The organism is Amycolatopsis sp. NPDC024027, assembly GCF_040638975.1.
Lineage (GTDB): Bacteria > Actinomycetota > Actinomycetes > Mycobacteriales > Pseudonocardiaceae > Amycolatopsis.
Genome location: NZ_JBEZYY010000001.1, coordinates 215,017 through 236,168 on the forward strand (window position 1 = coordinate 215,017; position 21,152 = coordinate 236,168).

The 21,152-nt window shown below is 70.8% G+C and carries 22 protein-coding genes and 1 tRNA gene; 15 read left to right on the forward strand and 8 right to left on the reverse strand.

The window, feature by feature from the left end:
• The first annotated feature begins 45 nt into the window (after positions 1 to 45).
• From AB0F52_RS00975 to AB0F52_RS00995, 5 genes are all read left to right on the forward strand, one after another.
• Positions 46 to 1,143 (forward strand): histidine kinase, encoded by a 1,098-nt coding sequence (locus AB0F52_RS00975; RefSeq protein WP_360164567.1) that lies wholly within the window; start codon positions 46 to 48, stop codon positions 1,141 to 1,143.
• Between the two features lie 619 nt (positions 1,144 to 1,762).
• On the forward strand, positions 1,763 to 2,191 hold the full coding sequence (locus AB0F52_RS00980; RefSeq protein WP_360163210.1) for a hypothetical protein: 429 nt from the start codon (positions 1,763 to 1,765) through the stop codon (positions 2,189 to 2,191).
• Positions 2,188 to 2,844, forward strand: a complete 657-nt coding sequence (locus AB0F52_RS00985; protein ID WP_360163212.1) for a response regulator transcription factor — start codon at positions 2,188 to 2,190, stop codon at positions 2,842 to 2,844. Before AB0F52_RS00980 ends, AB0F52_RS00985 begins: the two co-directional genes overlap by 4 nt.
• A gap of 46 nt (positions 2,845 to 2,890) precedes the next feature.
• Positions 2,891 to 3,736: an alpha/beta fold hydrolase gene (locus tag AB0F52_RS00990; protein WP_360163214.1), complete on the forward strand. Its 846-nt coding sequence runs from the start codon at positions 2,891 to 2,893 to the stop codon at positions 3,734 to 3,736.
• Between the two features lie 16 nt (positions 3,737 to 3,752).
• Complete coding sequence (locus tag AB0F52_RS00995; protein WP_360163216.1) at positions 3,753 to 4,934, forward strand: PQQ-dependent sugar dehydrogenase; 1,182 nt, start codon at positions 3,753 to 3,755, stop codon at positions 4,932 to 4,934.
• Between the two features lie 246 nt (positions 4,935 to 5,180).
• On the opposite strand, the gene AB0F52_RS01000 is transcribed toward AB0F52_RS00995, so the two are convergent.
• Together AB0F52_RS01000 and AB0F52_RS01005 are read right to left on the reverse strand one after the other, a co-directional pair.
• On the reverse strand, positions 5,181 to 6,065 hold the full coding sequence (locus AB0F52_RS01000; RefSeq protein ID WP_360163218.1) for a serine hydrolase: 885 nt from the start codon (positions 6,063 to 6,065) through the stop codon (positions 5,181 to 5,183).
• A 151-nt stretch (positions 6,066 to 6,216) separates the two neighbouring features.
• Positions 6,217 to 6,945, reverse strand: coding sequence for an SDR family oxidoreductase (locus tag AB0F52_RS01005; RefSeq protein WP_360163220.1), 729 nt, complete (start codon positions 6,943 to 6,945; stop codon positions 6,217 to 6,219).
• A 30-nt stretch (positions 6,946 to 6,975) separates the two neighbouring features.
• On the opposite strand from AB0F52_RS01005, the gene AB0F52_RS01010 reads away from it, so the two are divergent.
• Together AB0F52_RS01010 and AB0F52_RS01015 are read left to right on the forward strand one after the other, a co-directional pair.
• Complete coding sequence (locus AB0F52_RS01010; protein ID WP_360163222.1) at positions 6,976 to 7,479, forward strand: isochorismatase family protein; 504 nt, start codon at positions 6,976 to 6,978, stop codon at positions 7,477 to 7,479.
• A complete protein-coding gene (locus AB0F52_RS01015; protein WP_360163224.1) occupies positions 7,476 to 7,868 on the forward strand; it encodes an NUDIX domain-containing protein in 393 nt (130 codons plus the stop codon). Before AB0F52_RS01010 ends, AB0F52_RS01015 begins: the two co-directional genes overlap by 4 nt.
• Here AB0F52_RS01015 and AB0F52_RS01020 read toward each other — a convergent pair.
• The 3 genes from AB0F52_RS01020 to AB0F52_RS01030 all read right to left on the reverse strand — a co-directional run bounded on the left by AB0F52_RS01020 (position 7,828) and on the right by AB0F52_RS01030 (position 10,439).
• Positions 7,828 to 8,757, reverse strand: coding sequence for a GNAT family N-acetyltransferase (locus AB0F52_RS01020; RefSeq protein WP_360163226.1), 930 nt, complete (start codon positions 8,755 to 8,757; stop codon positions 7,828 to 7,830). The two genes, AB0F52_RS01015 and AB0F52_RS01020, sit on opposite strands and share 41 nt — an antisense overlap.
• A gap of 30 nt (positions 8,758 to 8,787) precedes the next feature.
• Positions 8,788 to 9,381 carry a TetR/AcrR family transcriptional regulator gene (locus AB0F52_RS01025; RefSeq protein WP_360164569.1) on the reverse strand — a complete coding sequence of 198 codons (594 nt, stop codon included), beginning with the start codon at positions 9,379 to 9,381 and terminating at the stop codon, positions 8,788 to 8,790.
• A 92-nt stretch (positions 9,382 to 9,473) separates the two neighbouring features.
• The gene (locus AB0F52_RS01030) at positions 9,474 to 10,439 is read right to left on the reverse strand and encodes an acyl-CoA desaturase (protein ID WP_360163228.1); all 966 of its coding nucleotides are present in this window, start codon (positions 10,437 to 10,439) and stop codon (positions 9,474 to 9,476) included.
• A gap of 207 nt (positions 10,440 to 10,646) precedes the next feature.
• On the opposite strand from AB0F52_RS01030, the gene AB0F52_RS01035 reads away from it, so the two are divergent.
• The 4 genes from AB0F52_RS01035 to AB0F52_RS01050 all read left to right on the forward strand — a co-directional run bounded on the left by AB0F52_RS01035 (position 10,647) and on the right by AB0F52_RS01050 (position 15,007).
• A tRNA-Gln gene (locus AB0F52_RS01035) sits at positions 10,647 to 10,718 on the forward strand.
• 36 nt (positions 10,719 to 10,754) lie between these two features.
• Positions 10,755 to 12,509 carry a GGDEF domain-containing protein gene (locus tag AB0F52_RS01040; RefSeq protein WP_360163230.1) on the forward strand — a complete coding sequence of 585 codons (1,755 nt, stop codon included), beginning with the start codon at positions 10,755 to 10,757 and terminating at the stop codon, positions 12,507 to 12,509.
• 48 nt (positions 12,510 to 12,557) lie between these two features.
• Positions 12,558 to 14,030, forward strand: a complete 1,473-nt coding sequence (glmU, locus tag AB0F52_RS01045; RefSeq protein WP_360163232.1) for a bifunctional UDP-N-acetylglucosamine diphosphorylase/glucosamine-1-phosphate N-acetyltransferase GlmU — start codon at positions 12,558 to 12,560, stop codon at positions 14,028 to 14,030.
• Positions 14,027 to 15,007, forward strand: a complete 981-nt coding sequence (locus AB0F52_RS01050; RefSeq protein ID WP_360163234.1) for a ribose-phosphate diphosphokinase — start codon at positions 14,027 to 14,029, stop codon at positions 15,005 to 15,007. Before glmU ends, AB0F52_RS01050 begins: the two co-directional genes overlap by 4 nt.
• Before the next feature lie 86 nt (positions 15,008 to 15,093).
• On the opposite strand, the gene AB0F52_RS01055 is transcribed toward AB0F52_RS01050, so the two are convergent.
• Positions 15,094 to 15,735, reverse strand: a complete 642-nt coding sequence (locus AB0F52_RS01055) for an NAD(P)H-binding protein (RefSeq protein ID WP_360163236.1) — start codon at positions 15,733 to 15,735, stop codon at positions 15,094 to 15,096.
• Between the two features lie 100 nt (positions 15,736 to 15,835).
• On the reverse strand, positions 15,836 to 16,930 hold the full coding sequence (locus AB0F52_RS01060; RefSeq protein WP_360163238.1) for a hypothetical protein: 1,095 nt from the start codon (positions 16,928 to 16,930) through the stop codon (positions 15,836 to 15,838).
• Between the two features lie 350 nt (positions 16,931 to 17,280).
• On the opposite strand from AB0F52_RS01060, the gene AB0F52_RS01065 reads away from it, so the two are divergent.
• The 4 genes from AB0F52_RS01065 to AB0F52_RS01080 all read left to right on the forward strand — a co-directional run bounded on the left by AB0F52_RS01065 (position 17,281) and on the right by AB0F52_RS01080 (position 19,385).
• Entirely contained in the window at positions 17,281 to 17,880 is a 600-nt protein-coding gene (locus AB0F52_RS01065) for a 50S ribosomal protein L25/general stress protein Ctc (protein WP_360163240.1), read from the forward strand.
• Between the two features lie 9 nt (positions 17,881 to 17,889).
• The gene (gene pth, locus AB0F52_RS01070; RefSeq protein WP_103336890.1) at positions 17,890 to 18,483 is read left to right on the forward strand and encodes an aminoacyl-tRNA hydrolase; all 594 of its coding nucleotides are present in this window, start codon (positions 17,890 to 17,892) and stop codon (positions 18,481 to 18,483) included.
• 21 nt (positions 18,484 to 18,504) lie between these two features.
• A complete protein-coding gene (locus AB0F52_RS01075; protein ID WP_360163242.1) occupies positions 18,505 to 18,822 on the forward strand; it encodes a DivIVA domain-containing protein in 318 nt (105 codons plus the stop codon).
• Between the two features lie 206 nt (positions 18,823 to 19,028).
• Positions 19,029 to 19,385, forward strand: a complete 357-nt coding sequence (locus AB0F52_RS01080) for a DivIVA domain-containing protein (RefSeq protein ID WP_360163244.1) — start codon at positions 19,029 to 19,031, stop codon at positions 19,383 to 19,385.
• 66 nt (positions 19,386 to 19,451) lie between these two features.
• Here AB0F52_RS01080 and AB0F52_RS01085 read toward each other — a convergent pair whose 3' ends face one another.
• Positions 19,452 to 21,140, reverse strand: coding sequence for a fatty acyl-AMP ligase (locus AB0F52_RS01085; protein WP_360163246.1), 1,689 nt, complete (start codon positions 21,138 to 21,140; stop codon positions 19,452 to 19,454).
• Positions 21,141 to 21,152 lie beyond the last annotated feature (12 nt).

Genomic DNA, 21,152 nt, shown 5'->3' on the forward strand with positions numbered 1-21,152 from the left:
ATCCCCGGCACTACGTTCGGTGGCGTGGAACGAATTGTCGTGTGGATGCGCAGGCACCGGTGGACGGTGGACCTGCCGCTGTACGCCGTGTTCATCTTCCTCGCCCCCAACTGGGTCGGCTCCGGTTCGTACGCCCTGCGCGCCTTCCCGATGGTGTTCCTGCTCCCGCTGCTGCTGCGCCGCCGGTTCCCGCGCACGGTGGCGGTGCTGATCATCGCCGGGGCGGCGGCGGTGTACTTCAACGACGTCTGGGCCTACGACCGCGGCCGCACCGAGCTGGCCATGGCGGTGGTGCTGTTCAACCTGGTGAAGCTGGGCCGACGGTGGTTCGCCGCGGCGATCGCCTTCGCGATCGTCGTGCTCGACGTCCAGTGGGTCACCCTCTACGCGCCGGAAACCGACTACCCGACCTTGTCGTTGGTCGGCATCCTGCCGCTGCACATCGCGGCCTGGGCGCTCGGGGAGTTCTTCCGCAAGCAGGAGGAGCTCACGGCCGAAGAGAAGAAGCGCGACGACGCCCAGGCCCGCGCGGCGGTCGCCGAAGAGCGCACCCGGATCGCGCGCGAGCTGCACGATGTCCTGGCGCACAGCATGAGCGTGATCGTGCTGAACGCCGAGGGCGCGAAGCTCGCCCGGCACCGTGACCCCGAAGCCGTCGACCGCACGCTCGACACCATCGTCCACACGGGCCGGGACGCGCTGGGCGAGCTGCGGCGCCTCCTCGAAGTCCTGCACGCCGGCCAGGCGGCGCGCAGCCCCCAGCCGACGCTCGCCGAGCTGCGCGAGCTGGTCGACCAGTCCGGCCGGGACGTCACGCTCGACGTCACCGGCGACCCGGGCACCCTGCCCGCGAGCGCGGCGCTGCAGGCGTACCGGATCGTCCAGGAGGCACTGACCAACATGATCAAGCACGCCCCGGCCGACGCGACCGGCCGCGTCGGCGTCGCCTTCGAGCCCCCGCAGGTCCGCATCGAGGTGACGAACACGGGCGGCCACGCACCACCGGCCCCGGCACTCCCCTCGTCCGGCCGCGGCCTGGCGGGCATGCGCCAGCGAGTCGAGATGTACCACGGCGAGCTGAACACCGGCCCCCTCCCGGACGGCGGCTACCGCGTGTCGGCGAGCCTGCTGGTGGGCCCATGACCACCCGGCTCCTGGTGCCGCTCGCGAGGGTCGGCCTCCGGGTGATCCCTCGGGGCCCGTGCGGCTTCACCGCGGCGGGCGACGGCACGACGCCCGCCTGGGGACGGCAGCCTGGCCTGGCTCTGATCGGTCGAGCGGCGACTCTGGCCCGGGAACCGCGGACTCGCCCGGCGCTGGTGGAAGCGCGGCTGCCAACCGCCCGGCCCGCGGGTCGGGTCGGTCTGGCACCGCCGGCGCTCGGCCACGACGACACCCCCGCCACGCACCCACACCGGCCGCGACACCCGGGCCCACGAGACCCCCGCGCCGACGCATCCCAGCCACTTCCCGGCGGCGAGCACCGCGCATCCGCGAGCTTGGCGGCAACCCGATGACCACCCGACTCCTGCCCCTCGACGACCGACAACTCGTCCGCATCGCGCTGCCCAAAGAACAGCGGCTCAGCCTGGCGCCAAGGCCCGCGCGACTGCCCGCGGCCCAGTCCGATCCGGAACCACCCGCGCTCGATCGCAACACCCTCGCAACGCACCCACACCGGCCGCGAGACCCGGGCCCACGAGACCCCCGCGCCGACGCATCCCAGCCACCACCCGACATCGCCAAGCCCGGCAGCGACCCGATGACCACCCGCATCCTGCCCTCCGACGACCAGCAACTCGTCCACATCGCGCCGCCCCAAGAACGGCGGCTCGACCAAGCGCCAACGCCCGCACGGCTGCCGACCAGCGGCGCGCGGCCCAGCACGGGGATCGCCGCCTTGCCGTCCTGCACGCGGACCCGGGCGGCCACCACGACCGGCAGCGGCTGGACTTCGCCGCACCTCGACCAGGTCGTCCTGCCGATCCGCACGTCCACTCAGCCACCGAAGACCTTCCGGTCCAAGCCAGTCAGCGCGACGCCGACCGCCCGGCCCGCGGGCCGGGTCAGCCTGGAGCCGCCTGCGCCCGGTCACGCAACCCCCGCCATGCACCCCCATCGGCGGCGCCAACCGGGCATCCCAGCCCCCGGCGACCACCACAAACCCGCCACCCCGGCAGTGACCCCATGACCACCCGCATCCTCCTCTGCGACGACCAGCAACTCGTCCGCGTCGGCCTGCGCATGATCGTCGAAAGCCAGGACGACCTCACCGTCGTCGGCGAAGCCGCCAACGGCGATGAAGCCGTCTCCCTCGCCCGGGACCTGCGGCCCGACCTGGTGCTGATGGACGTGCGGATGCCGGTGCTCGACGGCGTCGCCGCGACCGCGCGGATCTGCGCCGAACTGCCGGACGTGCGCGTCCTGATCATCACCACCTTCGACCTCGACGAGTACGCGTACGCCGCGTTGCGGGCCGGGGCCAGCGGGTTCCTGGTGAAAGACGCGCCTTCGGAAGAGATGCTCGTCGCGATCCGGGGCGTGCTGCGGGGCGACTCCATGGTCTCGCCGTCGGTCACGCGGCGGCTGCTCGACCGGTACCTCGCCGACGAGCGCGATCCCGTCGACGTCGCGAGGCTCGGGGTGCTGACCGAACGCGAGAAGGACGTGCTGGGCCTCATCGCGCGCGGGCTTTCGAACTCGGAGATCGCCGCGAAGCTGTACATCGGCGAGACGACCGTGAAAACGCACGTGGGCCGGGTCTTCGGCAAGCTGCGGCTGCGCGACCGGGTGCACGCGGTGGTCTTCGCCTACGAGTCCGGGTTGGTGCGCCCAGGTTCCTGATCACTCCCTATTAATCCCCTTGATGCGGAGGTTTAGAGTACTTTGCATGACGATATACAAGTCCCAGGCAGGCTCTGCCCTCCTCCGCGAGCGATACCTCGACACCCTGCGGGCCTGGCCCGTCCCCCATGACGAAACGCGCGTCCCGACGCCCGAAGGCGAGACGTTCGTCCTGGTCTCCGGCCCGGCCGACGCCCCGGCGCTGGTGCTGCTGCACGGCTCCGGCAGCAACTCCGCGGAGTGGGCCGCCCGGATCCCGGCGCTGGCCGAGCGGTTCCGGGTGTACGCCGTCGACATCATCGGCGAGCCCGGGCTGAGCGCCGAGGCACGGCCGCCGCTCGACGGTGACCGGTACGCGCGGTGGCTGGAGGCGGTGCTGGACCACTTCGGCGTCGGGCGCGCCGGCTTCCTGGCGTCGTCGTTCGGCGGCTGGGTCGCGCTCGACTTCGCGATCCGGCGGCCCGGGCGGGTCGCCGCGCTGGCGTTGCGATGCCCCGTCGGCCTCGGCCCGATGAAGAAGGGGTTCGTCGTCAAGGCCGTACTGCTGGGACTGCTCGGCGAGAAGGGACGGCGGAAAGCCGTCGCCGGGGCGGTGGGCGAGCCCGAGTCGTCGCCGGTCGTGGCGCAGCAGCTGCTGGTGGCCGCGAACTACCGGTACCGCACCGGTCCTTTCCCCCTCTTCGGCGACGAGGCGCTGGGACGGCTGACCATGCCGGTGTACGCCGTCGCCGGAGCGGACGACGCCATGGTCGACTCCGTGACGACGAAACGGCGTCTCGAAGCGGCGGGCGCCGTGGTGGACCTGCTCCCGGGCACCGGGCACTACCTCCCCGGCGACGCGGACCTGGACTTCTTGACACGCTCGGCGGCGAACGGCGATTTCACCACTTGATGGCAGGATGAGGCGTATGCGGCGTTCGCTGGGTCTCATCGGTGTGGTGTCCCTGCTGGTCCTGGGCTGCTCGGGGGCGGCGAGCGAGCCGGTGCAGAGCGTCCCGCCCGCGGCCACGCCGGCCGCCGCGAGCGGGAAGTTCAAGGTCGAGACGGTGACCGGCGGGCTGCAGCACGGCTGGGACGTCGGTTTCCTGCCCGACGGCGGCATCCTGGTGCCGCAGCGGCCCGGCAAGCTCGCGCTGGTCCGCAACGGGCAGGCGGCCGAGGTGCGCGCCGACTTCTCCGACGTCCTCGTCCAGGGCGAAGGCGGGCTGCTCGGCCTGGTCATCAGCCCGGACTTCGCCACCAGCCGGGAGTTCATCACCTGCCAGGACCACCAGGAAGGCGGCAAGGCCGTCGACATCCGGCTGGTCACGTGGAAGCTGGCCGCCGACGGCGCGAGCGCGTCGAAGGTGAAGAACCTGCTCACCGGGCTGCCGGTGAACCCGAGCGGACGGCACTCCGGCTGCCGGCCGACGTTCGCCCCGGACGGCGCGCTGCTCGTGGGCACCGGTGACACCGCGCGCGCGTCGATCGCGCAGGACCGCCACTCCCTCGGCGGCAAGGTGCTGCGGCTGGACGCGAAGACCGGGAACGCGTTGCCGGACAACCCCTTCATCACTTCGAGTGACCCGCGCGAACGGCTGATCTACACCTACGGCCACCGCAACGTCCAGGGCGTGGCGATCCGGCCGGGCAGCGGTCAGGTGATCACCGCCGAGCACGGGCCGACGTTCGACGACGAGGTCAACCTGCTGAAGCCGGGCGCGAACTACGGCTGGGACCCGTCGAAGGGCGGCACCGGGACGAGCTACGACGAGAGCGTGCCGATGACCGACCTCAAACGGTTCCCGGACGCGGTTAGTCCACTGTGGACCTCCGGCAGCATCACCGAGGCGATCAGCGGCGACGCCTTCCTGACCGGCGTGCAGTGGGGCACGAACGACGGCGCACTGGTCGTGGTGGCGCTCAAGGGCCAGAAGCTGCTGCTGTACCACCTGGACCCGGCGGGCAAGGTCCTCGACGTCACGCTGCCCCCGGAGTTCGACGACAAGTTCGGCCGCCTGCGCGCGGTCCGCAGCAGCCCGGACGGCGCGCTGTACGTGACCACGTCGGACGGGACGGACGACAAGCTGCTGAAGGTCACGCCCGCCTGATCCGGCAGCCGGAACAGGGAACCGGACCATGCGACCGGAACATGCAAAAGCCACGGCCACCGGGTGCCGTGGGCACTTACGCCGAGGGGACGGAGCGCGGAACATGGTGTGTACCAGAAGTTTCGCCACCCCCGACGCGTGTTGGACGTGGTCCGAAGAAAGCGTTCCCGCGGCAGCACCGCGCCGGTCCCCGGGCGCCATCGCCGACCTGGCGACCCGGGGACCGGCATCCACTCCCGATCGGGTTCAGGCCTTGGCCGCCCTGAGCGAACCCTTCAGCGCGCCGATGGCGGCGGTCAGCGCCGTGGTCGCGGTGGGCCAGTCGATGGTCTCCTTCCAGGAAGCCATCACCGCGACGGCGTAGGTCCGGGATGCGGTCCGGACCAGGCCGGTGGTGTTGAGCACCCGCCGGTTCTCGGAGCTGCCCCAGCCCTGCTTCACCGCCCACGTCGCGCCCGTGAACGCGCGCGGGATCCCGAAGTGCTGGTCGAACCCGTCGGCGGCGTTGCGCGGCGCGCTTTCCATCGCTCCGGTGAGGAACTCGCGGCCTTCCTCGGACAGCCCCGCGGTGATGTACCGGTAGACCGTGACGACGTCGGTGGGTGACATCCCGGTGGAGCCCCACTGGCCGGCGTCGGCCGGGGGCGTGGTGTGCGTGAGCCCCAGCTTCGCGACCTGCCGCCGGACGATGTCCGGGCCGCCGTTCTGCTGCCAGAGGCGGTTGGCGACGTGATCGTCGCTGGCGGCGAGCATGGTGCGGACGGCCGTCTCTTCGCTGCCGGAAGGCACTCCGGAACGCTCGATCAGGTCGAGCGCGATGAGCAGCTTCACCACGGACGCCGTGGGCTGCGGCTGGTCGGCTTTCCACCTCGTTTCGACGGCGCAGGCGCCGAGGTCGACGATCTCGATCCCGAGGCGCGGATCGTTCCCGGTGCCCAGCAGCGCTTTTCGGGCTTCGGCGACGCGGCTCGCCTGGTTTTCCGCGGGATCGGCCGGCGGCGAGCCGCACCCGGCGCGCCAGCTGTCGCTCCCGGAGCCGCTGTTGACGGCGATCGCGACGAGCAGGCCTCCGACCACGATGACCACCGCGATCGCCACGAGCACCTTGATGTTGTTGAGTCGCTCGAGCACTAGGACACCTCCGCCGGATTCGTGAGGAATCCGAAGCTATTGCGGAGGTGGACGGCGGGTATCGCCCGATGAGCCGGGCTGTTTTGGCCATCCGGTGGACAACCGAGCCCCGGCGAGCGCGCGCATCGGCCGGATGGCCGATGCGCCCGCCCTATTTACCGAGGTAGGCGCCGCCGTTGACGTGGACCACCTGCCCGGTGACGTGCCCGGCGGCCGGGCTCGCCAAGAACGTCACCACCGCGACGACGTCGTCCGGTGTTCCCGGGCGCTTGTTCATCGTGTTGCCGATCAGCCAGTCGCGACGCTGGTCGCTCAGCTGCCCGTGGAAGAACTCGGTGTCGCCGATCAGCCCCGGCGCGACGACGTTCGCGGTGATCCCGCGCGGGCCGAACTCCCGGGCCACGCTCACGTTCCAGCCCTCGACCGCGGCCTTCGCGGCGCCGTAGGACCCGGCGCCGGTGTGCGCGGCGATCGACCCGATGGTGACGATCCGCGCCCCGTCGGCGAGCCGGTCGCGCAGCGCGTGCGTCACCAGCGCGGCACTGACCACATTGGACCGCAGGTTCCGCTCGAACGCGGCCGCGAAACCGGCCAGCCCCTCTTCGCCGTCGCCGTCGAGCAAATCGGTGTTGCCGCCGGCGTTGTTGACGAGGACGTCGACGCGGCCGGGCAACTCGTCCAGCGCGGCTTCGACGGCCACGGGGTCGGCGGCGTCGAACACGACGGGCCTCGCGCCGGCGAGCGTCGCGGCTTCGGTGAGCACCTTCTCCCGGCGCCCGGTGATCGTGACGCGCTCGCCGGCCTGGGCGAAGGCCGACGCCACGGCGTAGCCGATGCCCGTGCCGCCGCCCGTCACCACGATTTCCCGGTTGTTCGCCATGAACCCGACCCTAGTACCTAGGATCGGGGGATGAGCAAGATCGACCCGGCCACGTCCGCGCTCGTGCTGATCGACCTGCAGGAGCGGATCGTGGCGCTGCCCACCACCCCGTACACCGGCGAAGAAGTCCTCGCCAACGCACTGCGACTGCGGGACGCGTTCCGCACGGCCGGAGCGCCGGTGGTGATCGTGAAGGTGTCGCGACCGGACAACCCGCCGGGCAACGAACTGGCCTTCGAGGCCGGCGACGACAAGATCGTCACGAAGTACACGATCGGCGGCTTCGCGGGCACGGACCTCGACGAGTTCCTGCGCGGCGCGGGCATCCGCACGGTCGTCTTCGGCGGCATCGCCACGGAGTTCGGCGTCGAGTCGACCCTGCGCGCGGCCTCGGACCACGGCTACGACACGGTGGCGGTGTCCGACGCGATGACGGCACTTTCCGACCTCTCGCACGAAAACGCCATCACGAAGATCTTCCCGCGCCTGGGCACGGTGGTCACGACCGACGAAGCGCTGGTGGCACTGGCATGATCGACAAGATCGCCTGGATCCACCTGCTGGACGGCCGGATCCTCAGCACGCGCTCGCGCGGCAAGGAGGTCTACTACCTCCCCGGCGGCAAGCGCGAGCCCGGCGAAACCGACCGCGACACGCTGGTCCGCGAAATCCGCGAGGAACTCGACGTGGCGATCGCGCCGGAGTCGGTCGCCGCGGCGGGGACGTTCGAAGCCCAGGCGGATGGCCATGCCGCGGGGACGCTGGTGCGGATGACCTGCTACACGGCCGAATTCCGCGGCACCCTGAAGGCGAGCAGCGAGATCGAGGAGGTCGCGTGGCTCGGCTACGCCGACCGTGGCCGGGTTTCCGCGGTGGACCAGCTCATCTTCGACCACCTCCGTGAGGCCGGGCAGCTGCGATGAGCGGCGCGTCCCGCGAAAACGCCCGGAACCCCACGCTGTAGTACAACTCCCGCGCCGGTTCCGGCTCGCCCATGCAGGCGACCGTCGCGTGCCGGGCGCCCGCCGCGGTGGCCAGGTGCATCCCGTGCAGCAGCATCGCGCGGGCCAGGCCCTGGCGCCGGTAGCCCGGGTGGGTGCCGACCGGCTCGAACTCGACCGTCTCGTTCACCTCGTCGAGCCACATGATCGCCGAGCACGCCATCGTCCCGTCCGGCGCCTCGACCAGGACGTGCAGCTCGCCGCGGTAGCCCGGTGCCTGCCGCAAGCCTTCGTACGACGAGGCCGTGTACGACGTCGGTGCCCAGGCGTCGACGTGCGCCTGGACCACGGCTTCCGGCGAGACCTCCGAGGCGGTGCGGAACGTGAACCCGGCCGGCAGTGACGGCGCTTCGACGTCGGTGAGGTCGCGCTCGTTGAGCTGCGACCAAGCGTCCGGCGCGTCGGGCTCGTAGCCGTGCGCCGCCCAGCGCCGCAAGGCATGCGAGTCGGCCGCCGACGGCAGCACGGTGCGCCCGACGCCGGGAGCCGTGGCCTCGTACCAGGCGATCACTTCGTCGACCAGCGCAAACTGGTCCGGGTGCACCTGGTAGGCCAGGTAAGCGCCGGTGATGTCCTTGACCGAACCGTCGTTCCGCCGGACGCGGCGCGGCAGCTCGGCCCAGCCCCACGCGACGAGCTCCGCGCCCGAGAACCACAGCCGGCGCTCGCCGCCGCCGCGGGTCCGGCCCCAGTTCCAGGCCAGCTCACCGAACGACGCGTCGCTGTTCACCAGGTCCGGCCGGGTGGCGGTGATCCGCTGCGCCAGGCCCTGCATGAGCCGCACGTCCGCGGCCGTCGGAAACTCGCCCATACGCACCACTGTCGCAGGGCCGTCGAGCCGTTAACCCAGCCGGAGCTTCGGCTTGTGCTCCAGGTGCGACAACCCGTTCCACGCCAGGTTGACCAGGTGCGCGACCACCTCGTCGCGCTTCGGCTTGCGCGCGTCCAGCCACCACTGGCCGGTCAAAGCCACCATGCCCACCAGGGCCTGCGCGTACAGCGCGGCCAGCTTCTCGTCGTAGCCGAGGGATCCGAACTGCTGGGCCAGGATGTGCTCGACCTGGCTCGCGATGTCGTTCAGCACCGTCGAAAACGTCCCCGTGGAGCTCGCCACCGGCGAATCGCGGACCAGGATGCGGAACCCGTCGTGGGAGTCCTCGACGTAGGACAGCAGCGCCGTCGCCGCCTGCTCCAGCATCACCCGCGGGTGACCGCCGTGCAGGGTCGAAACCATCCGGTCGAGCAGCAGCTGCGTCTCACGGTCGACGACCACCGCGTAGATGCCCTCTTTGCCGCCGAAGTGCTCGTACACCACGGGCTTCGAGACGTTGGCGCGGTGGGCGATCTCTTCGATCGACGTGCCGTCGAAACCCTTCTCGGCGAACAGGGCCCGGGCCACGTTCAGCAGCTGCTGACGCCGCTCGGTGCCGGTCATCCGGACCCGGGTCACCGGGGCGGCCGGACGCGCCCCGGTGACCTGCTCGCGCTTCGAACGTCGTCTCCCCGCCATCGGGGCAGCCTAGTTGACTAGGCTTTTTCGGTGGCGATACGGGCCAAGCGCTGCGGCGTCGGCCAGCGGACGTCGTGCACCCAGCCGAACTTCTCGAAGATCCAGATCAGCCGCGCGGAGATGTCGATCTGGCCGCGCTTGACGCCGTGACGCGCCGACGTCGGGTCGGCGTGGTGCAGGTTGTGCCACGACTCACCGAACGAGAAGATCGCCAGCGGCCAGAAGTTCGCCGACTTGTCCCGCGCGTTGAACGGGCGCTCGCCGATCATGTGGCAGATCGAGTTGACCGACCAGGTGACGTGGTGCAGCACGCAGATGCGCACCAGCCCGGCCCAGAAGAACGCCGTCACGGCGCCCCAGAACGACCACGAGATGAGGCCGCCGAGGATGGCCGGCAGCACCAGGCTGACCAGCGCCCACAGCCAGAACAGGTCGTCGACCTTCTTGATCGCCGGGTCCTTCACCAGGTCCGGCGCGAAGCGCTCGGCGTTGGTCTGGTCGCGCTCGAACAGCCAGCCCATGTGCGCGTGCCAGAAGCCCTTGGCGATGGCCCACGGCGAGGTGCCGAACGCCCACGGGGAGTGCGGGTCGCCGTCGCGGTCGGAGAACGCGTGGTGGCGGCGGTGGTCGGCGACCCAGGTGATCACCGGGCCCTGCAGGGCGATGCTGCCCGCGATGGCCATGAACACGCGCAGCCACTGCTTGGCCTTGAACGAGCCGTGCGTGAAGTAGCGGTGGTACGACACCGTGATGCCGAGCCCGCTGATCGCGTAGAACACCACGAAGATGCCGACGTCGACCCAGCTCAGTCCCCAGCCCCACGCGAACGGCACGGCGACCAGGAGGGCCACCAGCGGCGCGATCACGCCGAAGTAGACCGACAGCTGCACGCCCATGCCGCGCGTGCCCTCTGTAACTGGTTTGGGGCCCTTGGGGGCCGAAGGTTCTCCGGTGGGCTGAGAACGGTCGAGCGTGGCCGTCATACGCTTCACTTCTTCCTACACAGGCACGCCTTCATACCAAGGGCGCCCTTACCTACGATGCCGTAAGTTACGGTACAGGAGGTTCGGGCGCCTGGGGAGAGCCCGAACTCACACTGGTCCTTCGGAACCGGTGTACCCGGCAGACGGGCGCGTAACGCATCCCCCGCGCGGACGACACCCGATCGTCGCTATCCTGACCAGGATCGATCCGCCGTAGTGTAATCGGCAGCACTTCAGATTTTGGTTCTGACAGTTCAGGTTCGAATCCTGGCGGCGGAGCAGCAGAAGGAACCGGAAACCCACGACACCGGGAGGTTGGCGCTGACCGACGAGGCGACCGACCCGGTGACGGCCAGGCGGCCCGCGCTGGCCGAGATGTCCGACGCCTGGATCGTCGGGCGCGCGCGGGAGCTGAACGCCGCGGTCCAGCGGCACGAGTACACCCAGCAGCTCGAGATCGTCGCGATGATGGACGAGCTGCTCGACGAGACCCAGCGGCGCGGCGAGCCCCTCCTCGTGGCCCAGCTGCTGCGCTCGTCGGCGCTGGCCCGGCTGGCCACGAAGGGCCTGGCCGCGGAGGCCGAGCCCCGGCTCGACGAGATGCTCGCGCACACCCGCCGCCACGGCATCGCCCTGCTGCGGGCCGACGCGCACGCGCTGCGCGGGCGCCGGCTCGTGATCGCCGCGCAGGAGGACGCCGCGCTCACCGAGATCGCCCGGGCGCTGGCCATCCTCGACGACTCCACCATCCCGGACCGGCAGGTCGGGCTGCGCAACTGGAACCGGCTGCTCTCCTCGACGCTGATCGACTGCTGGCTGGTGCTCAACCAGCTCGGCGTCTACGAAGCCGCCGAGGAGGTCATCGGCCGGGCCGCCACCGCGATCCGCGAGAGCGCGAGCCCGCACGACATCGCCCTGCAGCTGATCAACCGGATCAAGATGCTGCTCGGCTGGGGCCTGCGGCTGGAGCGCATCGACGAGTACGACGAGAGCGCCGAGAAGTTCCGCACCGCGGCGTCGATGGGGGCGGCCGCCGAAGGCCCGTTCGCCGAGTCGCTGTTCCCGCGCAAGGCGAACGTCGCGGCGATCGACCAGGTCGGCGTCCTGGCCGCGGCGCCGGCACTGAACCAGCCGGGCGCCGAGCACATCGAACGGCTGGAGCACCTCTACACCGAGCGCGCGTTCGGGCACGACCGGGAGATCGTCGCGATCGCGCTGGCGCGCTGCCTGGACAAGGAGGGCCGCCGCACCGAGGCCCTCACCGTCCTGCGCGAGACCCGCCAGTCGATCTCGGACGACACCTCGCAGCCGTCGATGCGGCTGAACATCGCCCGCGAGCTGGCCCGGCTCGACACGAGCCCGGACTACGCCTCCGGCGCCAGCGAGTCGCTGATCGACTACGCGCGCCGCCTGGAGTCGGAGATGTGGAGCCTGCGCGAGTCGCAGATCGCCACGCTGAACGCCCGCCGCGAGCACGAACGGCTCTCCGCCGAGCACGGCGCGATCACCCAGCAGGCGCTGCAGGACCCGCTCACCGGCCTGCCGAACCGGCGGGCGCTGGACGAGAAGCTGCGACAGCTCGCGTCGTCGGCCGACGCGCAACCGCTGGCGGTCGCGCTGGTCGACCTCGACGGCTTCAAGGGCGTCAACGACAAGCAGTCGCACGCCGAAGGCGACAACGTGCTGCGGGTAGTCGCGAGCACGCTCCGGGACGCCTTGCGCGGCGACGACCTGGTGGCGCGCTACGGCGGCGACGAGTTCATCGTCCTGCTGCCGGGCACGCCCGCGTCCGCGGCGAAGATGGCACTCGGCCGCGCGGTGAAGTCGGTCTCCAACCTGCCGCACCACCTTTCGCACGGCGTGACGCTGTCGATCGGGCTGGTCTCGCTGCGGCCGCAGGAACGCGGCGAGCAGGTCCTCGCCCGCGCGGACGCGGCCATGTACCAGGCCAAACGCGGCGGCGGCAACCAGGTGGCCTCGGCGAACTCGATGGCCGCGGACCCGGCCGCGGCTTGGGCCAGCGAGGCCCCACCCACCGACCCCGCGTGGGACGCCGACGACCACAGTTAGGATCGGTGCCCGACAGAAGCCGCTTGTTGGTAACCGTTGGGAGCGCCGTTGACCGGCCCGCTGAGCACGTTGATCCTGGCCGCGGGTGAAGGCACCCGCATGCGTTCCTCGACGCCGAAGGTGCTGCACCCGATCGCCGGGCGGCCCCTGGTCGAGCACGCCGTCCGGGCCGCCGCCGGCCTGAACCCCGAACACCTCGTGGTGGTCGTCGGGCACGGCCGCGAAGCGGTCGGCGAACGGCTGGCCGCGGTCGGGGACGCGCTCGGGCGCACCGTCGGCACCGCGGTGCAGGCCGAGCAGAAGGGCACCGGCCACGCCGTGTCCTGCGCGCTCGCGACCCTGCCCGCCGACGTCACCGGCACCGTGCTCGTCAGCTACGGCGACGTCCCGCTGCTCGACACCGCGACCCTGGGTGCGCTGCTCGACGAGCACACCGAGGCGAAGAACGCGGTCACCGTGCTCACCTCGGTGGTCGCCGACCCGGCCGGGTACGGCCGGATCGTGCGCGACAGCGCGGGCAAGGTCACCGGGATCGTCGAGCACAAGGACGCCACCCCGGAGCAGGCCGAGATCACCGAGATCAACTCGGGGGTCTACGCCTTCGACGCGGCGGTGCTGCGCGACGGCCTTTCGCGCCTCTCGACCGACAACGCGCAGGGCGAGCTCTACCTCACCGACGTGCTGGGCATCGCGAACGGCGACGGGCTCCACGTCGGCGCGCTGGTCGTCGACGACCCGTGGCTCACCGAAGGCGTCAACGACCGCGTGCAGCTGTCGGTGCTCGGCGCCGAGCTGAACCGCCGGATCGTGCAGCGCTGGCAGCGCGAGGGCGTCACGATCACCGACCCGGCCACGACCTGGATCGACGCCGGCGTCACCCTTTCCCGTGACGTCGTCATCGAGCCGGGCGTGCAGCTGAAGGGCACCACGTCGGTCGGCGAAGGCAGCACGATCGGCCCGGACAGCACGCTGACGGACGTCACCATCGGCGCGGGCGCCTCGGTGGTCCGCGTGCACGGGTCGGACTCGGAGCTCGGCGACGGCGTCAACGTCGGCCCGTTCACCTACCTGCGGCCGGGCACGAAGCTGGGCGTCAAGGCGAAGCTGGGTGCGTTCGTGGAGACGAAGGCCGCCGACATCGGGGCCGGGACGAAGGTGCCCCACCTGACCTACGTGGGTGACGCCACGATCGGTGAGCACAGCAACATCGGCTGTTCCAGTGTGTTCGTGAACTACGACGGCGTGCACAAGCACCGGACCGTTATCGGGTCGTATGTCCGGTTGGGCGCGGACAACACCTTCGTCGCCCCGGTGCACATCGGTGATGGCGCTTACAGTGGTGCGGGTGCCGTGATCCGCGAAGACGTCCCGCCGGGCACACTCGCGGTGTCGGCGCCGCCGCAGCGCAACATCGAAGGCTGGGCGATCCGGCGCCGGCCGGGTACGCCCGCGGCGGAGGCGGCCCAGGCCGCCCTCGACGCCGATTCAGCAGCAGGAACCGACGGGGAGTCGCCAGCATGAGTCCGAAGCAAGGCACACCGAAGAAGAACTTGATGCTCTTCTCCGGACGGGCCCACCGCGAGCTCGCCGAAGAGGTCGCCGAGCACCTCAACGTGACGATCACCCCGCAGACGGCGCACACGTTCGCCAACGGCGAGCTGTTCGTCCGGTTCGAGGAGTCCGTCCGCGGTACCGACGCCTTCGTCATCCAGGCGCACACCACGCCCATCAACGAATTCGTGATGGAGCAGCTGATCATGGTGGACGCGCTCAAGCGGGCGAGCGCGAAGCGGATCACCGTGGTGATGCCGTTCTACCCGTACGCGCGCCAGGACAAGAAGCACAAGGGCCGCGAGCCGATCTCGGCGCGGCTGATCGCGGACCTGTTCAAGACCGCGGGCGCCGACCGGATCATGACGGTCGACCTGCACACCGCGCAGATCCAGGGCTTCTTCGACGGCCCGGTCGACCACCTGATGGCGCAGACCGTGCTGGCCGAGCACATCAAGGCCACCTACGGCGACGCGGACATCACGGTCGTCTCCCCGGACTCGGGCCGCGTGCGGCTGGCCGAGAAGTGGGCGCAGACGCTCGGGGACCGCCCGATCGCGTTCATCCACAAGACGCGCGACCCGGACAAGCCCAACCAGGCGGTGGCCAACCGCGTGGTCGGCAAGGTCGAGGGCAAGCTCTGCGTCCTGATCGACGACATGATCGACACCGGCGGCACGATCGTGAAGGCCACCGAAGCCCTGATCGAAGAGGGCGCGGCCGACGTGGTCATCGCGACGACGCACGGCATCCTGTCCGACCCGGCCACGCAGCGGCTCTCGTCGTGCAAGGCGCGCGAGGTCATCGTGACGAACTCGCTGCCGATCCCGGAGGAGAAGCGGTTCCCGGGGCTGACGGTGCTGTCGATCGCCCCGATGCTGGCGGAGGCCATCCAGCAGGTCTTCGAAGACGGCTCGGTGACGTCGCTGTTCGACGGCAACGCCTGAGTTTCCGCGGCCGCCGAGGTCGCGAATGACTCATTGGGGACCTCGGAGGTCCCGAATGAGTCATTCGCGACGTCTGGCGGCAAACGTCAGTAGGCGACGGTGAAGCGCGCGCGACGGTGCTTCGGCTGCTCGATCTCGTCGACGTAGGCGATCGCGAAGTCGTCGCCGCCGATGTGCGACTTGCCGTTCTCGTCGGTCAGCAGGACGTCGCCGCCGATCCGGAACTCGCCCGTGCGCTCGCCGGGGGTCCAGGCGCCGAACTCGGCGGCCGGGCTGACGTAGAACCAGTCGAGGCGCTCGGGCTGCTCGCGCAGCAGGCCGAGGACCTCGGCGTGGCTGCCGGCCTCGTCCTTGTACTCGGCCGGGAACTCCGGGGTGTCGAACAGCCGCGGGCCGCCCTCGGCCACGTGCAGGCTCGCCGCGCCGCCGACGAACGACAGGCGGACGCCGTTCTCGCCCGCGATCCGGGCCAGGGCCGGCACCGCGTCGATCAGCTTCTTGCCGTCGATCTCGCGGGCCGGGGTGGCGACCACGATGACGTCCGCGTCCTTCGCGACCTGCGCGACGAGCTCCTCGTCGTGCAGCGAACCCTGCCGGGCTTCGACGCCCTCGGGGACCGCACCCGCGGTGCGCGCGACCCCGACGACCTCGTGCCCGCGACGCAGCGCCTCGGCGCCGATCCTGCCCCCGGCGTACCCCGTCGCTCCGAAAACCACCAGCTTGGCCATCTGGATCTCCTCGTTCGTTGTCGGCCGTTCACGGCCGATGCTAGGAACGGAAGATCACCTACTTCAACGGAAGCAACACACCCAGGGGTAGGTCTCCAGGTCAGCCGCCGAGACCGGCGAACTCCGCGGCCACCCGCTGCTTGACCGCGTCGACGTCCAGGCCCGCGCGCACCTCCGCCGACGCGCTCGGCTTCGACAGCACCTGGTAGCTGGCCGTGCGGTTGGGCAGCTTGAACTTCACCGCGCAGGACAGCTGGATCGTCTTGTACGGCTCCGCGTCCCCGGCCGTCGTGCACGTCTGCGCGCCGAGCGACTCGGCGCTGACCTCGACCGAGAGGGTGATGTGGACGACGCTCTTCTCCCCCGACGCCGGCGTGCCGACGACGCTGTTGGAGACGTCGACCGTGGTCGTGCAGGAGCCGACGAAGTCCTTGCAGTCGAGGTGGTCGTCGGTGACGACGGCGCTGGCCTGCACCAGCCCCTCGAACGGCTGCCCCAGCCCGCCGACGGCGGCGTCGAGGTCGGTGTGGAACGCCTTCACCGCGTCCCCGGTGAGCGCGGCGACCTGGAACTCGGCGCCGTACTTCGGGCCGTTCTGCGGGTCGAGCAGCGTCGGGGCGAAGCTGACGAGGCGGTTCGGCTTGGCCGTCGTGACCCGCAGGACGCTGGGTGCGGCGCCGAGCTGGTAGACCTCGGTGCCGTCCGGCAGCTTCGCCTTGACCGGCTCACCCTGCCGGTCGAGCCCGGCCAGTGCCTTGCGCAGCCCCGAGGCGAGCGCCGGCGGGGCGAACCGGGCCGCCGGGTCGAAGGGCAGTTCGGAGCCGAGCGAGCGCACCCAGCTCGTGCCGAACTGCGCGCCCTCGTCGATGGCGTGCGCCTTCCAGTAGTCGGCGTCGGCCTGCAGGTAGAACTGGGCCGCGGCGGCCGTCACCTGGATGAAGCGGCCGTCCAGCGGCAGCCCGCCGACGGCGTAACCGCCGCGGGTGATCCGGAACTGCTGGTCGGCACCCTGCACCGTGGACTTCAGCGCGAGCGCGGGCGCCTGGCCCAGCGCCGTGAGGGCCGCGTCGACCGCGTCACGCTGCTCGGCGCGCCGGTCCGCCGTCGCCTGGTCGGCCGCGGAGACACCGGCGGTGCCGGCGACCGCCACCTGACAGCCCGCCAGCAGCCCACCCAGCAGCAGCACCGCCGCCACCCTGCTCCCTCGAGCCCGCATTTACCGCCCCCTGCTCTCCCGCTACCGAGCACACCTCGGCCGGCGTTGTCCCGCCACCGGATTTGTGTCGTCACGTACCGGGGTTCCAGGAGGGTTCTAGCCTGGGCCGGGCACCCGCCGCAACCCACCGTGATGAGGTTGGTTTACACTCTTGAGGTTGTCTCGGCGAGGCGGGGCCCTGATGGGGTGCCCGGCGTGATCGACGCGGCGGCTCGAGTAGCCCCCGTCGTCGTGCACGCCCGGAAACTCGCCGCCGAAACTTCCTTGAACAGAACACATCGGCTTCCCCCGCCGCAGCATGCTGTCTTGATTTGAAGGAGTGCCACACCGTGTCCGAGGTACGTCTGTCCGTCGAGCCGCGCACCGAGTTCGGCAAGGGCGCCGCGCGCCGCACGCGTCGCGCCGGCAAGATCCCCGCCGTCCTCTACGGCCACGGGTCGGACCCGCGGCACTTCGCGCTGCCGGCGATCGAATTCGCCCGCGTCGTCCGCGAGAACGGCTCGAACGCCGTCATCACGCTGGACCTGGAGGGCTCGGTCGAGCTGGCCCTGACCAAGACCATCGTGGTCCACCCGCTGAAGAACTACATCGAGCACGTCGACCTGCTGGTCGTGAAGCGCGGCGAGAAGATCGTCGTCGACGTCCCCGTCGTCGTGACCGGCAACCCCGGCCCTGGCGGCCTGGTCAACCAGGACGTCGACACCCTGCAGGTCGAGGTCGAGGCGCTGCACATCCCGGAGCAGTTCGAGGTCTCGATCGAGGGCCTCGAGATCGGTTCGCAGGTGCTGGCCGGCCAGGTCGAGCTGCCCCAGGGCGCGACCCTGATCACCGACCCGGAATCGCTGGTCGTGGCCGTCAACGAGCCGCAGCGTGAAGAGGCCGGCGACGAGGACGAGGCAGGCGAAGAGTCGGCCGAAGCGGCCGAATAGCATCGCGGTATGACCGAAGACCTGCCTGGGGCCGGCGAGCTGATCCTGCTCGCCGGCCTCGGCAATCCCGGGCCCCAGTACGCCGGAAACCGGCACAACGTCGGGTTCATGGTGCTGGACGAGCTGGCCGCCCGCGTCGGCGGCAAGTTCAAGACCCACAAGACCGGCGGCGAAGTGCTCGAGGGCCGGCTGGCCGGCCGCCGCGTGGTGCTGGTGAAGCCGCGCTCGTACATGAACCTCTCCGGCGGTCCGGTGGCCGGTGCGGCGCGGTTCTACAAGGTCGAGCCGTCCGGCATCGTCGTGGTGCACGACGAGCTCGACGTCGACTTCGGCGCGCTGAAGCTGAAGCTCGGCGGCGGCGACAACGGCCACAACGGACTCCGTTCGATCTCGAAGTCGCTGGGCACCCGCGACTACTACCGGGTGCGGTTCGGCATCGGCCGCCCGCCCGGCCGCCAGGACCCGGCGGACTTCGTGCTGAAGGACTTTTCGACGGTCGAGCGCAAAGAACTCCCGTTGGAGGTGGACCGGTGCGCGGACGCGACCGAAGCGCTGATCGGCACCGGCCTCGCGGCCGCGCAGAACTCCTTCCACGCGGGCTGACATGGGTGGCGAGGTGAAGCCATGACTCCGGACGAAGCCCGGTCGATCGCCTTCGGCAAACCCCGGTTCGGCCGGCGCGGCTACAACGAGGACGAGGTGGACGCCTTCCTCGACCTCATCGCCGAGGCGCTGGCCGGGCGGAACATCCTGACGCCGGACGACATCCACTACGTCGAGTTCACGATCATGCCGGTCGGCATGCGCAGCTACGACCAGGCCCAGGTCGACCTGTTCCTCGACGAGGCCGAGGCGGCGCTGGTGGAGCTGCGCAACCCGCGGCCGGCGGTCGTCGAGGAACAGCAGCGGCCGCAGGGGCCCCGGAAGTGGTTCGGCCGCTGACGCGGTTCCTTCGGTTCCGCCCCGGCCCCAGGTGTCACGTTGTGAACCCGGCCACACAGCGCTGAGTAGCGCCGGCTCACCCGAAGGCGGGCGCGAGGCCGCCCGTCGGGGTGAGGTTGGGGGCAGCCCCTTTCGGGCAGCCTGTTCACGGGTTAGGACGGTGTACGGGAGTTCGCACCCGCCCAACCCCGGAATCGGAGAGTTCCATGTCGTTCACCGCCGAAGACCTCGCCGAGGTCACCTTCGGTAACGCCCCGATCGGCCGCCGTGGTTACGCGAAGCACGAGGTGGACGCGTTCGTCCGGCGGATCGCCAAGACGCTCGCCGACGAGGACGACCTGACCGCCGCCGAAGTGCACCACGTGATGTTCGCGAAGCCGCTGATCGGCAAGCGCGGCTACGACGAGCGCGAGGTCGACGAGTTCCTCGACACGGTGGAGTCTCAGCTCGCCGCCCGCACCGGCCAAGCCCCCGACCTCCCCGGTGCCCGCACCGCGCCCGAAGCCACCACCGAACGCGCCACCCCACCGACGCTCCGGGCGGTGCGCGTCCAGCAACGCTGACCCCGAACGCAGTGAATGACTCATTCATGTCATCTGACGACATGAATGAGTCATTCACTGCGTCGATCAGGCGTCCGCGTTCTTCTTGATCCGGTCCGCGTACTGCTGTGCCGTCGCCGCGCGCTTGACCTTGCCCGACGGCGTCTTCGGGAGGCTGCCCGCCGGGAGCACCACCACCGCGTACGGCCGCATGTCCACCGCGTCGCGGACCCGGGCCGACACCTGCTTCATCAGGTTCTTCTCGGCTTCGGCGTCACCCGCCAGCTTCGACTCGACGACCACTGCGAACCGCTCGCGGCGGCTGCCCGCGTCCAGCCGGACGGCCACCGCGTTGCCCGCGCGCACGCCCTCGACCGAGGTCGCCGCGCGCTCGATGTCCGTCGGGTACAGGTTGCGGCCGCCCATGATGATGACGTCCTTGCGGCGGCCGCAGATGACGATCTGGCCGTCCACCAGGTAGCCGAGGTCGCCGGTGTTCAGCCACCCGTCGTCGTCCTGCGTCGCGAGCGGGCCGTCCATGGTCAGGTAGCCGGGTGTCACGGCCTCGCCGCGCAGCCGGATCTCGCCGACCTGACGCTCGCCCAGCCGCGAACCCGCGTCGTCGACGATCTCCGCTTCCAGCCCGTCGAGGGGCCGGCCGAGCAGCGCGAACGACCGGACGCCCTCGGTGCCGCGCCGCGGGTCGCCTTCGGGGACGGGCACCGCGCGGTTGTCCGCCTCCAGCGCGTCGGCCTCGACGACGTCGAGGGTGAGGCCGGTGAACAGCGGCGCGAACGACACGGCGAGCGTCGCTTCCGCCATGCCGTAGGCCGGGAAGACGCACTCCGCCGGCATCTTGAACCGGGCTCCGGCGTCCACGAAGGTCTGGACGGCGGTCTCGTCGACGGGCTCGGCGCCGTTCAGCGCGATGCGCAGCGTCGAGAGGTCGTAGGCGTCGTCCTCGTCGACGCGGGCCATCCGGCGCCCGACGATGGCGTACGCGAAGTTCGGGGCCGCCGTCGTGGTGCCCTGGTACTTCGTGATGAGCTCCGGCCAGATCAGCGGCCCGGAGAGGAACTCGACCGGCGTGATCTTGACCAGCTCGACGCCGAAGGTCATCGGCACGGTCAGGAAGCCGACCATCCCCATGTCGTGGAACGTCGGCAGCCAGGACACCATCACGTCGACGTCGAAGTCGAACTCCGCGCGCTCGACCATGGCCTTGACGTTCGAGTACAGGTTCCCGTAGGTGATCCGCACGGCCTTCGGGTCGGCGGTCGAGCCGCTGGTGAGCTGCAGCAGCGCGGTGTCGCCCTCGTCGGTGGTGACGACGTCCGCCAGCGGCTCGGCGGCGGCGAGCTCGGTGACGAGCTTGAACCCGATGCCCTTCTGCTCCAGAACGGGCGCCAGCTGGTCGAAGGGTTCGCCCAGCAGCACGAGGTCGGAGCCGATCATGCCGAGCACCCGCACGGTGTCCTCGGCCCACTCGGCGAGATCGGTGCGCGGGGTCGGCTGGTGCAGCATGGTGACGCTGCCCCCGGCCAGCCAGACGGCCTGCACGGTGGGCGCGATCAGCACCGGCGCGGCGGCCAGCACGGCCACGGCACCCCCGCGCTCGAACCCCCCGGCCACCAGCCCACCGGCGATCCGCCGCGCTTCGGCGTGCACCTCGGCCCAGGTCCGCCGGACCGGCTCCTTCGGCTCCCCGGTGACCATGCCGCGCTGCTGCCCCCGCTTCGTCGCGGTGGCGACGAGCGTGTCCACGAACCTGCTCATGGCTGGAACATT